The organism is Streptomyces sp. NBC_00045 (genome assembly GCF_045041095.1).
Taxonomy (GTDB): Bacteria; Actinomycetota; Actinomycetes; order Streptomycetales; family Streptomycetaceae; genus Streptomyces.
Window position 1 is genome coordinate 810,779 of the sequence record NZ_CP108271.1, and the last position, 13,453, is coordinate 824,231.

Here is a 13,453-nt window from a genome sequence, read left to right on the forward strand (position 1 = left end):
TGATCACCTTTTCGGGTTCGCAGGTCGCTCGCGGTTCAGCGAGCGGTGGTGTGGCGCGGGCGTGAGCGGTCCCGACGAGGCGCAGTGCGGGCGCCCGGGAGCAGATCACCCGGTCTGGGACGGGTGCCGGGACCGACCAGGTCCGCCCTGAACAGCCCGTACGTGATGCGGCGCAGCGCGGCCGCCTCCAGTTCGTCCCGCAGGGCGCCGTCGCGCAGCAGTGCGTCGGGACCCAGCAGGCCCTCGACGACGGCCAGCGCGCCGGCCGTGTCGCCGTGGTCGAGGCGTTCGCGCACGCCGGCGAGGCATTCCGGGCGGCGGTGCGCCTCGTCGATCGCCTGGAGGCAGGGCAGCGGGGTGCCGGACAGGGCAACCAGCAGTTCCTCCCGCCGGATCTCGGCCGGGTCGTGGTCGAGCGGGGCCAGCACCCCGTCGACCAGGCCGATCCGGTGCCGGGCTCCGCGGCAGTCGACAGGGTGCGGTTGCCGTTGACCCGGCCGGTCCGGAGTCGGCCGGGCTCCGGTCGGCGCGTGATCCGGTACGAGTGCCGCCGCGACCAGCGGGTGCAGTCGAGCGGGGTCGATCGAACCGGTGCGGACCAGCTCCAGGTCGGGCAGTTCCCAGGTCGCCGCGTCGGGCAGGACCGGGGGCGGCGCGGCACGTGCAGCGGCGGACGCCGCAGCGATCCGAACGGCGGGCGCCCCGCTGCCGTCCCCGTCCGCGACGAAGTCCAGGTCCAGCCGCTGCCGGGAGCCGAGCCGTACGGTGACGGTCCGGGTGGACAGCCCTTCCGCCCGGATCAGGATCCCCGCCTCGGCCGCCCAGCGGTCCACGGCGCAGCGACGCCCCTGCGGCACGAGCCCGAACAGGGCCGGGTCCGGCGCGGGGATGCCTGCGACGGGGCGCGGACCGGCCCCGGAGCGGATCCGGAGCTCCTCGGTCCGGCGCGCGTCCCAGAGGTGGCGGTGCAGGTCGAGGCGGAACCGGGGGTTGGGACGGGGGTGCGGATGGCGGCGGGCGGCGGGCTCGTCACGGGATCCGTCCCACAGCGCGAGACTGATCCTCTGACCGGCGTCCGCCCACGCCGGCGGAGTCCGCGCCACCAGGTGCAGCGGGCGCGCGTCGTCGCGCCCCGCGGGGTCGTACCGGGCCAAGGTGAGGGTCAGGCCCGGGCGCAGCAGTCCGTTCGGGGCGATCCTCGGCATGTGCCAGCGCAGCAGGTCGGGAGCCAGGTGGCGGAGGTCGGCCCGGAGCAGGGCGGCGAGTTCGCGCCCGTGGGTACGTGCCACGGAACGCAGATCGAAATCGACGTCGATGCCTGCGGCGGCGCATGCCGCGGCCCAGTCCCCGGCAAGGCGGCGGGCGGTCGCAGTCTCGATCATGGACGGCGGCACGGCGAACTCGCGCACGCGCAGCCAGAGGGCAAGGCGGGAATCCCCGTTCGCGGTGTGAGTGGTCATCAGCACTCACCTTGCGCGGACGGGACCCCCGATCTGTGAGGGGAAGGAGTCGTCATCGCGGTGATCATACGAACCCCCGACCTGATCCGCGAGCCGGTTTTCCAGGCAGCGGAGTTCCCTGCCGTCGACTGCGTGACGCGCTACGGCCCTCCCGTGGGGACTTGAGTTCTAGTGATCGTCGCAACACCCCGATTCGGGGAGTGCGATGGACTTCGAGATCCGGGACCGTTCAGTCAACCGGGGACGCCGTTCGTTGACCGAGGAACGGCGTGCCTACCTTCAGCTCATGCAGCAAGGCGTGAGCAGTCGGGAAGCGTGCCGGATCGTCGGTATCAACCTCAGGACGGGGAAGCGGTGGCGTAACGGCCGCGCCCCGTCCGGCAGGACCGGAAGGGCGCTACCGCTCACAGCGGTAGCGCCCTCGTCCGGTCCTTCGCGCTTTCTGCGCGAGGCGGACCGGATCCACATCGCCGACCGGCTACGCGAGAAGGCAGCCATCCGTACGATCGCGGCCGAGCTGGGCCGCAGCCCGTCCACGGTCAGCCGGGAGATCCGCCGCAATCGGCACCCGGGTAACGGCCAGTACCGGCCGCACGCGGCCCAGGCCCGCGCCGACGCCCGCCGGCCCCGCCCCAAGCCGGGGAAGATCGGCCAGAACCCCGTGCTGCAGGACTTCGTCCAGGACGGCCTGGACCTGAAGTGGAGCCCGGAGCAGATCTGCGAGAGTCTGCGCCGGACTTTCCCCGACCGGCCGGAGATGCACGTGGTCCACGAAACGATCTACCAGGCCCTCTACGTCCAGGGCCGCGGCGAACTGCGCCGAGAGCTGGCCCGCGCCCTGCGTTTGGGACGCGCCCGCCGCACACCGCGCCGCCAGGCCCAGCAGCGCCAGCCCCGCTTCACCACCCCGATGGTCATGATCAGTGAACGCCCGGCCGAGGTCGAGGACCGGGCCGTGCCCGGCCACTGGGAAGGCGACCTGATCATCGGCAAAGACAACGGCTCCGCGATCGGCACCCTCGTCGAACGCGCCACCCGCTACGTGATGCTCCTGCACCTGCCCGACGGCCGCAGCGCGGAACACGTCCGCGACGCCCTCGTCGAGACGGTTCAGACGCTGCCCGCACACCTGGTGCGCTCGCTGACCTGGGATCAAGGCAGCGAAATGGCGGCGCACGGCTCGTTCACCGATGCCACCGACATCCCGGTCTACTTCTGCGACCCCGCCAGCCCTTGGCAGCGCGGCTCGAACGAGAACACCAACGGCCTGCTGCGGCAGTACTTCCCCAAGGGCACCGACCTGTCCGTCCACGGACGCGACCACCTCGACGCCGTCGCGGCCCAGCTCAACGGGCGCCCACGCAAAACGCTCGGCTGGGAGACCCCAGCCGAGCGCCTGCATAAACTACTTGCCGCCTGATCAAACCAACCAGGTGTTGCGACGATCCCTAGAAACCGCCGGAGTGCGGGAGGGCCGTGTGCCCGGGATGGTCCGGAGCAACACCATATGCGCGGATACGCGCAACGCGACAGGCATATGACAAAAGAAATCCGACTCAGGTCGCAGGAGCGACCCGACCCGGGGGTGATGCCACCGGCCGGGCGGGCCCCGACCATGGCGACGTGAAGGTGATGAACCCGTGGGAATGGCTTTTGGTGCTCGGCGCCGTCGCGCTGGTCCTGGCGCGGTGGCTTCCGCCGCGCCCGCGGCGGCCCCTCACCTTCGCCGCGCCGGCCGTCGTCGCGCTGTCGGGGGCCGCGCTCGGCGTGCTCGGGATGCGGTGGCAGATGGTGCCGGTGCTGGTCGGCGCGGCCGTCGCCCTCCCGTTCGCGCTTTCGCCGCTGCTGCGGCAGCGCACGCGCAGGGCTCCGTGGTGGCTGGCGCTGCCGGCTTCGGTGGTGTGCCTCGCCCTGATCGCCGCCGGGCCGGCGGCGGCCTGGGCGCTGCCCACGCCGGTGTTCCCCGAGCCGTCCGGCCGGTTCGCGGTCGGCACCCACGTACTGGAGCTGACCGACCCCCAGCGCCCCGAGACCGCCACCCCCGCACCGGATGACCGCCGTACGGTCGTCGCCCAGTTCTGGTACCCCGCCCACCAGGCCCCCGCGGGCAGTCGGCGCGCCCCGTACCTCGGACGCACGGAACACGAGGCGCGCGTGGTCTCCGGCGCGCTCGCGAACTACGCCGGGCTTCCCGCCATGCTGCTGGACGGCCTGCCGCGCGCCCGGACGCACGCGGTGTACGACGCTGCGGTGGCCGGCGACGGGGCCGGCGACGGGGAGCGCTTCCCCGTCGTGCTGTTCTCCCCCGGGCTGGGCGGGGTACGGACCCAGAACACGGCCTGGGCGCAGGAGCTGGCGAGCCACGGCTACGTCGTCGTCGGCCTCGACCACCCCTACGACTCGGCCGCGGTCGTACTCGCCGACGGACGCACGGTCCGTACGGAGGTCTCGGCGACGGGCGACGACGCCGAGGACGAGAAGCGGGCGGCCGGGTGGACTGCCGTCCGCGCCGCTGATCTCCGCTTCGTGCGGGCCCAGTTGGGGCGCGTCCAGAGCGGCGAGATCGCCGGTCCGCTCGCCGGGCACCTCGACACCGGACGCGTCGCGGCGGCCGGCCACTCCCTCGGCGGCGGCGCGGCCCTGCAGGCGGCCCGCCAGGACCCCGGGTTCGCCGCCGTCATCGACCTGGACGGCTTCCCCCACGATCCGGACCCGCAGCCCTTCCGCCAGCCGGTGCTCGCGCTCACCCAAGCCGTCGGCCCGAACACCGACCCGGACTATCTCCCGCGCCTCACCCGTGTCCTCGGTCTCAGCAGTGCGACGAGCTACCGCCTCACCGTCCCCGGTACCGCACACCTCACCTTCACCGACGCCCCGCTCTACCTGCCGCCCCTCCCCTCACTCGTCGGCTCCCTGGACCGCACGGAGGGCCCGCGCATCACCGCCGCCGCGAGCATCGCCTTCCTCGACCGCACCCTCCGCGACGACCCGGGCGGCGCAGCCGACCCGGCCGCGGCCCTGTCGGCGTACGGCAGCCTCGTCGTCCACCCCAAGTCCGGTGCGTGAACAGTCGGTTGATCTCCCGGGTGGGCCGGCCGCGCCACGCATATGCTCCCCCCTTACGTCCGTACCTCAAGCCGTAAGGGGACCGCCGCGTGAGCATCCGAATTCAACCCTCCTCCCAGGTCGACGAGAGCGCCGAACTCGGGGAAGGGACCACGATCTGGGATCTGGCGCAGGTACGGGAGGACGCGCGGCTCGGCCGCGACTGCATCGTCGGGCGGGGGGCGTACGTGGGGCCGGGCGTACGGATCGGCGACAACGTGAAGCTCCAGAACCACGCCCTGGTCTACGAGCCCGCCGTACTCGGCGACGGCGTGTTCATCGGTCCGGCCGCAGTCCTCACCAACGACTTCTACCCGCGGGCGGTCGACCCGGACGGCAAGCTCAAGCGCGGCGGCGACTGGGAGGCCGCCGGCGTCGTGGTGGCCGAGGGGGCTTCGCTGGGAGCCCGGTCGGTGTGCGTGGCCGGGGTGCGCATCGGGCGGTGGGCCCTGGTCGCGGCCGGCGCGGTCGTGTCCCGGGACGTAGCGGACTTCGCACTGGTCGCAGGCGTACCGGCGCGCCGGATCGGATGGGTGGGCCGGGCCGGCGTCCGCCTGGTGGAACGCGAGGGCGAGCCGGGCGTGTGGGAGTGCCCGCGCACCGGCGCGGTGCACGACGAGAAGGACGGAAGCCTGCTGGAACGGAGCTGACGGTACGTCGGCAATTTGAGTCAGCGGCATTTCCTCAAAACCGCAATCAACGAACACCCTTGGGCATACCTTGTCCCTGTACACGGGATCTGAGCAGGCAACAGGCTTTGTTCAGTGGGGGGTTGTACACGACGAGGGCATCGCGGACCAGGTGACGGACAGGCGCAAAACGCGCCCGCCCGACGCTGCCGTTCGCGCGTGCTCAGGTCCGGGGCATCGCTGGGGGGTTCCAGTGGGCGGCCCCGGACGGTTCGTGCCATCGGGGGAACCACACCGCCGGCACGCGCGCCGTCATGCGCAGTCCCCTCCGCGGAACGACGACCGCCAGGTCAGTCCGAGGAGCGATCAGAGGGGGTAGGTGTGTTGGAGCCGTACAGCTCGAACATACGAGGTGCGCGCAGCACACGGGGAACCGGGGTGGGGACCCGGTGAACACCACACGATTAGAGGCACTGGCCCACGAGGAACCGTCGCTGCACGCGCTCGCCGAGCGACTGCTCGCGCTGGCCGAGGCGGGACTGCCCGAGATGTACCTGCCGGGCGCCGACACCTTCGTCTTCACCCGGGTGGGTACGGTCGCCTCCGACGGCGTCCGCCGTACCGAGGCCCGCGGAACCAGCACCCGGTACGCCGCCATCACCGCGCTGGGCGCGCGGTTCCTGCCCGAGGACCGGCAACGCCCGCTGTTCGGCGGACACACCGTCGAGGAGTACACGGGCCTGCTGGTGGAACAGCTGCCTGCGGTGACCAACCTCGGTGACGCGGCGCTGATCGCCTGGGCCGCCGCCGAGACCGGCCACCCCAAGCTGGCGGACGCCCTCGCCCGGGTGACCGCACTGGACGTCCCCGGACGGCCGCAGTACACCGTCGAGGCGGCCTGGGTGCTCTCCGCCCTGACCGCGGCCCGTACCGCGGTGGACGTGGAGGACCGCCTGGCAGCGGCCCGAGACCGCCTCCTCGCGGCCAGGACGGAGGGCGGTCCGCTGTTCCCGCACGCCACCGGGCCGGGGCTGGTCCCCGGATACCGCTCGCACGTGGCCTGCTTCGCCGACCAGACCTATCCCCTGCAGGCGCTGGCCCGGCTGCACGCGAGCGGCACCGACCCGGAGGCCCTCGCGGCCGCCGACGCCTGCGCCGCGCGGATCTGTGCACTGCAAGGAGACGGCGGACAGTGGTGGTGGCACTACGACGCCCGCACGGGCGGCGTCGTGGAGGGCTACCCCGTCTACAGCGTGCACCAGCACGCCATGGCCCCGACGGCGCTCTTCGACCTCGCCGACGCGGGCGGCACCGACTTCGGCGCCGCCATCCGCCGGGGGCTGCGCTGGATGACGGACGTGCCCGAGATCAGCGGGCCCGACGGGACCCCGCGCGAGCCGATGATCCTCGAAAAGTACGGCGTCACCTGGCGCAAGGTCTACCGCGGCGACCCCGCCAAGGCCGTCCGTGCCGCCCGCGGCCTCACCACCAAGGTGGCCCCGCAGGTCCGACTCGCCCCGCTCGACCGGTTGTTCCGCCCCGTCGTGATCGACCGCGAGTGCCGCCCGTACGAGTTCGGCTGGCTGCTCCACGCCTGGCTCGGGGGGCCGCGGAGATGACCGTGCGACCACCGACCCGCCAGACCCTGTTCGGGGTCGGCCTCGACGCCCTGACCATGGACGAGACCGTGCAGCGCTGCCTGGAGGCGGTACGGCGTGGCGAACAGATCGAGATCGGCATGGTCAACGCCGCCAAGCTGGTCAACATGCGCCGCGACCCGCGCCTCGCGGCGGCCGTCTCCGGCTGCGACCTCGTCCTGGCCGACGGCCAGGCCGTGGTGTGGGCCGGCCGGGTCCTCGGCGTACGGCTACCCGAACGGGTCGCGGGAATCGACCTGTTCATGCGGCTGCTGGCCGCCGCCGAAACCGCGGACGTCCCCGTCTACCTGCTCGGCGCCCGACAGGACGTACTGGACCTGATGCTCGGCCGGATCGCCGAGCGCTTCCCCGCCCTGCGCGTGGCCGGCAGCCGCAACGGCTACTTCGACGACGCCGACCAGGGCGCGATCGCCGACGCCGTCGCGCAGAGCGGTGCCCAGCTGCTGTTCCTCGGCATGACCTCGCCCAAGAAGGAGATCTTCACCGCCGGCTACGGCAAGCGCACCGGCGCCCACGTGGTGCACGGCGTCGGCGGCTCCTTCGACATCCTGGCCGGCATCACCAAGCGGGCCCCCGCCGTCTGGCAGCGCATGGGCCTCGAATGGTTCTACCGCACCCTCCAGGAGCCGCGCCGCCTCGGCAAGCGCTACCTCACCACCAACACCGCCTTCCTCCTCATGACGGTGCGGGAACTCATCCGCCGTACACCGTCTGCCGGTTCCGCGAACAGGAGTCACTGATGCGCGTCGTCGTCGTGGGACAGGGATACGTCGGTCTCCCGCTGGCCATCAGGGCCGCCGAGGTCGGACACCAAGTGATCGGGTACGACGTGGACGCCCGGCGGGTCAAGAGCCTTGCCGCCGGCGAGTCGTACGTGGAGGACGTCTCCTCCGAACGGCTGGCCCGGGCACTGGAGCGCGGCTCCTACGCGGCCAGTGAACTCGCCCGCGACTGCGGCGGCTTCGACGTCGCGGTCGTCACGGTCCCGACCCCGTTACAGGACGGTGCCCCCGACCTGCGCTACATCGAGGAGTCGGCGCACACGCTGGCCCGCTTCCTGCGGCCCGGTGCGACCGTCGTCCTGGAATCCACCACCTACCCGGGCACCACCGAGGAGCTGTTCGGCCCGATCCTGGAAGACGGCTCGGGCCTCACCGCCGGTGTCGACTTCCACCTCGGCTACAGCCCCGAGCGCATCGACCCGGGCAACACCGTCTGGGGATTCCAGCAGACGCCCAAGGTCGTCTCGGGCGTGGACGCCGGCTCGCTCAAGGCCGTGGAGTCCTTCTACGCGCAACTCGTCGACAAGACGGTGCCGGTGCGCTCCCCCAAGGAAGCCGAACTGGCGAAGCTGCTGGAGAACACCTTCCGGCACGTGAACATCGCCCTCGTCAACGAGATAGCCATGTTCGCCCGCCACCTCGACATCGACGTGTGGCAGACCATCGAGGCGGCCTCCAGCAAGCCGTTCGGCTTCATGAAGTTCACCCCGGGCCCCGGGGTCGGCGGCCACTGCCTGCCGATCGACCCGTCGTACCTGTCCTGGCGGGTCCAGCGCGAGCTCGGCCAGAGCTTCCGCTTCGTCGAGCTGGCCAACGACATCAACAGCCACATGCCCGAGTACGTGGCGCGCCGCGTGATGGACGCCCTCAACACGAAGCGCCGCTCGGTCAACGGATCCAAGATCCTGCTGCTCGGGCTCGCGTACAAGAAGAACACCGGCGACGCCCGGGAATCGCCGGCGGTCCGCGTCTCGCAACTGCTCCTGGACATGGGCGCCAAGGTGCGCGCGGCCGACCCCCACGTGGTGGAGGGCATCAAGGTCGACTCCCGCCTCGTACGGGTCGAACCGACCCGCAAGGAGCTGGCCGCGGCCGACGTGGTCGTCCTGCTCACCGATCACGACTCCTTCGACTACGCGATGGTGACCGAGCACGCCTCCTTCGTGCTCGACTGCCGCAACCGGCTCTCCGGTCCCACCGTGGAGGTGCTCTGACACCATGCCCAGGATCATCTGCGTGGCCGGAGCACGGCCCAACTACATGAAGATCAAACCGGTGATGGACGCGCTGGAGCGCCGCGGCGCCGAGGTGGTCCTCGTCCACACCGGGCAGCACTACGACGAGTCCATGAACGACGTGTTCTTCCGCGACCTCGGCATCCGTCCCCCGGACCGGTACCTGGGCGCCGGGTCCGGCACCCACGCCCAGCAGACCGGCCGGGTGATGGCGGCCTTCGAGCCGCTGGTCGACGAACTGGCCCCGGACGCGGTGGTGGTGGTCGGCGACATCAACTCCACACTGGCCTGCGCCCTGGTCACCGCGAAGGCCGGCCCACTGCTGGCCCACGTGGAGGCCGGGCTGCGGAGCCGGGACTGGAGCATGCCGGAGGAGGTCAACCGGGTCGCCACCGACCGGGTCAGCGACTACCTGCTGGCGCCCTCGCCCGACGCCGCCGCGAACCTGCGGTCGGAGGGGTACCGGGAGGACCAGATCCACGTCGTCGGCAACGTCATGATCGACACCCTGTTCGCCAACCTCGACCGGGCCAGGGCCTCGGACGTCCTGGACCGGTACGGGCTCGCCCGGGGCGGATACGGCCTGGTCACCCTGCACCGGCCGGCCAACGTGGACGACCCTGCGGCGCTGCGCGGACTGCTGAAGGCGCTGGGTGAGATCTCCGACCGCTGTCCGCTGCTGCTGCCCGTGCACCCGCGGGCGGCGGAGCGGCTGGCCGAGATCGGGGTCCCCGGCGGGATCCGGATGGTCCCGGCCGCCGGGTACCTGGACTTCATCGCCCTGCAGGACTCCGCCCGCGTCGTGCTCACCGACTCCGGGGGCGTCCAGGAGGAGACCACCGCGCTCGGTGTGCCTTGCGTGACGCTGCGGGAGAACACCGAGCGGCCCATCACCGTCGAGGAGGGCACGAACGTACTGGCGGGCACCGATCCGGAGCGCATCACGGCCACGGTGAACCGGGTTCTCGACGATCCGCCGGCTCCGCGCTGCCCCGCGCTGTGGGACGGTCGCGCGAGCGAGCGGATCGCCGGGGTCCTGCTGGACGGCGGGACCGCGCGGAGCCGGCCGCGGCCCACCGACCTCGCCCCGTAGCACCGGCGACGAAGCAAGAACGCAAGAACGCAAGAACGCAAGAACGCAAGCAACAACCGTAATCACCGCAATGAATGAGCGGCGGCGCGTGCAGGACACGACGCCGCCGCGAGGGGGAAGACCATGGATCTCGCGGAGATCTGGCGGGTCATGCGCAGGCGCTGGTACGTGCTGCTGCCCGGACTGCTGCTCACGGCCGCGCTCGTCGCAGGCGTCTACCTGCTGGTCCCGGTGGAGTACCGGTCGCAGAGCACGGTGACGCTCCTGAACTCGAAGAAGGCCACGGTGGCCTTCGACGGCAACCCCTACCTGAGCACCCAGGCCTCGCTCACCGGCATGGCCGACGGCCTGGCCCGCAACCTCAACTCCGACGACTCCCGGGCCGACCTCAAGTCCCAGGGCGTCACGCAGGAGTACGAGGCGAAGATCGCCGACAACGCCCAGGGCCCCTTCATGTGGCTGAGCGTCACCGGGACCGATCCGGCCGCCGTCCTGAAGTCGGACCAGGTCTTCACGGCCTACGCCGAGAAGCGGCTCCAGGAGTTCCAGGCCCAGCAGTCGGTGACTCCGGAGGCCATGATCCGCATGGCGACGATCGTCCCGCCGCAAAAGCCGGAGGCGCAGACCAAGACCCGGCTGCAATACCTGATCATGGCTGGGGCGCTGGGCTTCGTACTCAGCCTGGTGGCGACCTTCTTCGTGGAGGCCCGGCGCCGCAGGTCGGACAAGCCGGGCCGGCACCGGCCCGCCCCGTCCGAGGCGGCGACACCCGAACCGGCCGGGCCCGCCGCCCTGCCCGACGCCGCGGACTCCGGGGCGGGCACCCCCCGTACCGCCCGGGCTTCCGCGGGATCGCCGTGACCGGCCCGGGAACCGGAACGGGGACCGCGACCGGGACCGGCGCCGGCGTCCAGGCCCCGCCCGAGGCGCCGTCGCTGAGCCGCAAGGTCGGCTCCGCCGCCCGGTGGAGCCTGGTCAACACCGTGGTCATGCGGCTCGGCAACTTCGTCACCGGCATCGTCCTCGCCCGCTTCTTCCTCGGTCCCGAGGCCTGGGGCGTGTACGGGATCGCCCAGACGGTGCTGCTGGTCCTGCTCTCCGCGAACGAGCTCGGCGTCTCCCTCGCCATCGTGCGCTGGGAGGGCGACCCGCGCCGCTTCGCCCCGACCGTGCTCACGCTGAGCGTCTCCTCCAGCCTCCTGCTGTACGCCGTCCTGTTCACGGCGGCCCCGGCGGTGGCCCGGGTGCTCGGCTCGCCCGAAGCCTCCGGCATCCTGCGGGTGATGTGCGTGTGCGTGGTCCTCGACGGCCTCTCGCAGGTGCCCGCCGGGTTCCTCACCCGGGAGTTCGCCCAGGGCCGGCGGATGGCCATCGACGCCGTCAACTTCCTCCTCAGCACGAGTGTGACCCTGCTGCTCGCCGTCGAGGGACGGGGCGCGATGAGCTTCGCCTGGGGCTCCGTCGCCGGCAACGCGGCCGCCCTCGCCGGATGCTGCCTCGCCGCGCCCGGCACGCTGAGGTTCGGCTGGGACCGGGAGCAGGCCCGGGCGCTACTGCGGTTCGGACTCCCCCTCGCCGGGGCCAGCATGCTGGCCCTCGGCGTCGTCAACGTGGACACGATGGTGGTGGGCTCCGCCCTCGACCAGCTGGCCCTCGGCTTCTACGTGCTCGCCTTCAACATCTCCGGCTGGCCCGTGCGGATCATCTCCGAGGCGGCCCGCCGGGTCTCGTTCGCCGGGTTCTCCCGGCTGGCCGACTCGCCGCGGGCACTGGCCGGCGGGTTCGGGCGCGCCCTGGGCGTGGTGATGACCGGCACCGTCCCGCTCTGCGTCCTGCTGGCCGCCCTCGCCTCTCCGATCATCGGGCTCGTGTACGGGGACCGCTGGCTGCCCGCGGCCGCTGCGCTGCCCTGGCTGATGGCGCTCGGCCTGGTCCGGATCGGCTGCGAACTGGCCTACGACTGTCTGGTGGCCATCGGGCGGCGCCGCTCCCTCATCGGCGTCCAGGGGCTCTGGCTCGTCATCCTGATCCCCGTGCTGGTGATCGGTGCGGGGGCCGGCGGGATCGTGGGCGTGGCCCAGGGGCACGTCCTGGTCGCCTGCGCCGTCGTGGTGCCGGTGTTCCTCGTCGCGCTGCACCGCGGCGGCGTCGGGCTGGGGACCGTGGCGCGGGCCTGCGCCTGGCCGTTCCTCGGCGGCGCCGTGATGGCCGCCGTGGTCCTCGGCCTGGAGCGGCTCCTCGGTGACGGGGTGCTCGCGCTCCTCGCGACGGGAGCCGCCGGAACCCTCTGCTACGTCCTGTGCGTCCTGCCCAGCCGCGGCTTCCTGCGCGGTTCCCCGCAGGCAGAGGGGTAGCCGCAGTGGCACGCGACCGAAGGCGCCTGAGGGCCTGGCTGCTGGCAGGGCTCGTCCTGGCCGTCGTACTGGCCCTGTACGAGGCCGACCGGACCGGCGTGGGGGAGGCGTCGGCCGGGCCGTGCCCGGACAGCGCCTTGCAGTGCCCCGAGCCCGGCCACCGCCCCGGACCGCACCCCGCGCCCATGCCCTCGTCCTCCGCTGCTCCGTCCGCTCCGGGCAGCCCGAGCCCCTCCGGGAGCCCGGCACCGCCCTCCCCCTCCTCCACGCCCTCGCCGGGGACGAGCGGGGCGCCCCCCACGGGCCCCTGCTCCTCGCCCGGCGCCTGCGGGTTCCCCGACGCGCGCACCACCGGCCCGCGGACCGGGCTGGAACGGCACGACACGGGCAACATGTCCGTGAAGACCGACGGCACGGTCATCAAGGGCTGGGACATCCGCGGTTCGCTCGACGTCTACGCCAACGACGTCACGATCATCGACAGCCGGATCACCTCCACGAACTGGTGGGGGATCAACCTGCGCCCCGGATACAGCGGCCTGCGGGTGCTGCACACCACCATCACCGCCGTACCGGGCAAGGGTCCGGACAACGGCGGAGTCGACTACGCGGTCTCCAACATGGGCGTCAGCTCGATCGAGGTCGGCTGGTGCGACATCTCGGTGTTCGGCAACGCATTGTCGATGGGCCAGGGCGACCTGCACGACAACTACGTGCACGACATCGTCGCCTTCCGCAACCAGGGCGGCGAATGGCAGCACACCGACGCCGTCATCAGCGGCGGCGGCAACAAGGGCCGGTTGACCGTCCGCCACAACACCTTGCTGAACCCCGTCCCCGTGGACCGGGGCGCCAGTGCGGCCGTCGGGCTCTTCGCGGACACCGGCAGCGTCTCCTCCGTGGTCGTGGACGGCAACTGGCTGGCCGGCGGAGCGTACGCCCTCTACGGCGGCGGGCCCGGCGCCACCGGCATCCAGGTCACGGACAACGTGTTCTCCACCCAGTACCACGTCAACGGCGGCGTCTACGGGCATGTCACCGCCTGGAACGCGGGCGGCGCCGGGAACGTGTGGCGCGGCAACCGCACGTCCGACGGCCGGCCCGTCGTCCCCGAGCCCACCTCCTGAAGACCGAGCC

The 13,453-nt window shown here is 72.3% G+C and carries 11 protein-coding genes; 10 read left to right on the forward strand and 1 reads right to left on the reverse strand.

Features of this window, described 5'->3' with window-relative positions:
• Positions 1 to 35 precede the first annotated feature (35 nt).
• A complete protein-coding gene (locus OHA65_RS04000) occupies positions 36 to 1,460 on the reverse strand; it encodes a hypothetical protein (protein ID WP_405761202.1) in 1,425 nt (474 codons plus the stop codon).
• Positions 1,461 to 1,758: 298 nt separating this feature from the next.
• Between OHA65_RS04000 and OHA65_RS04005 the strand changes: the two genes are divergently transcribed.
• The 10 genes from OHA65_RS04005 to OHA65_RS04050 all read left to right on the forward strand — a co-directional run bounded on the left by OHA65_RS04005 (position 1,759) and on the right by OHA65_RS04050 (position 13,443).
• Positions 1,759 to 2,880 carry an IS30 family transposase gene (locus OHA65_RS04005; RefSeq protein ID WP_405759197.1) on the forward strand — a complete coding sequence of 374 codons (1,122 nt, stop codon included), beginning with the start codon at positions 1,759 to 1,761 and terminating at the stop codon, positions 2,878 to 2,880.
• Positions 2,881 to 3,092: 212 nt separating this feature from the next.
• Positions 3,093 to 4,526 (forward strand): hypothetical protein, encoded by a 1,434-nt coding sequence (locus OHA65_RS04010; protein ID WP_327285983.1) that lies wholly within the window; start codon positions 3,093 to 3,095, stop codon positions 4,524 to 4,526.
• An 89-nt stretch (positions 4,527 to 4,615) separates the two neighbouring features.
• Positions 4,616 to 5,215: an acyltransferase gene (locus tag OHA65_RS04015; RefSeq protein WP_327281679.1), complete on the forward strand. Its 600-nt coding sequence runs from the start codon at positions 4,616 to 4,618 to the stop codon at positions 5,213 to 5,215.
• A 428-nt stretch (positions 5,216 to 5,643) separates the two neighbouring features.
• A complete protein-coding gene (locus tag OHA65_RS04020) occupies positions 5,644 to 6,813 on the forward strand; it encodes a hypothetical protein (RefSeq protein ID WP_327281680.1) in 1,170 nt (389 codons plus the stop codon).
• Positions 6,810 to 7,592, forward strand: a complete 783-nt coding sequence (locus OHA65_RS04025; RefSeq protein ID WP_371645750.1) for a WecB/TagA/CpsF family glycosyltransferase — start codon at positions 6,810 to 6,812, stop codon at positions 7,590 to 7,592. The genes OHA65_RS04020 and OHA65_RS04025 overlap by 4 nt, the downstream gene beginning before the upstream one ends.
• Positions 7,592 to 8,848, forward strand: coding sequence for a nucleotide sugar dehydrogenase (locus OHA65_RS04030; protein ID WP_327281682.1), 1,257 nt, complete (start codon positions 7,592 to 7,594; stop codon positions 8,846 to 8,848). The genes OHA65_RS04025 and OHA65_RS04030 overlap by 1 nt, the downstream gene beginning before the upstream one ends.
• A 4-nt stretch (positions 8,849 to 8,852) precedes the next feature.
• Positions 8,853 to 9,962, forward strand: a complete 1,110-nt coding sequence (gene wecB, locus OHA65_RS04035; RefSeq protein ID WP_329312614.1) for a non-hydrolyzing UDP-N-acetylglucosamine 2-epimerase — start codon at positions 8,853 to 8,855, stop codon at positions 9,960 to 9,962.
• Between the two features lie 123 nt (positions 9,963 to 10,085).
• On the forward strand, positions 10,086 to 10,823 hold the full coding sequence (locus tag OHA65_RS04040) for a chain length determinant protein (RefSeq protein WP_327281684.1): 738 nt from the start codon (positions 10,086 to 10,088) through the stop codon (positions 10,821 to 10,823).
• Positions 10,820 to 12,316 (forward strand): oligosaccharide flippase family protein, encoded by a 1,497-nt coding sequence (locus OHA65_RS04045; RefSeq protein ID WP_327281685.1) that lies wholly within the window; start codon positions 10,820 to 10,822, stop codon positions 12,314 to 12,316. Before OHA65_RS04040 ends, OHA65_RS04045 begins: the two co-directional genes overlap by 4 nt.
• 5 nt (positions 12,317 to 12,321) lie before the next feature.
• Entirely contained in the window at positions 12,322 to 13,443 is a 1,122-nt protein-coding gene (locus OHA65_RS04050) for a hypothetical protein (RefSeq protein WP_327281687.1), read from the forward strand.
• The last annotated feature ends 10 nt before the right edge of the window (positions 13,444 to 13,453 follow it).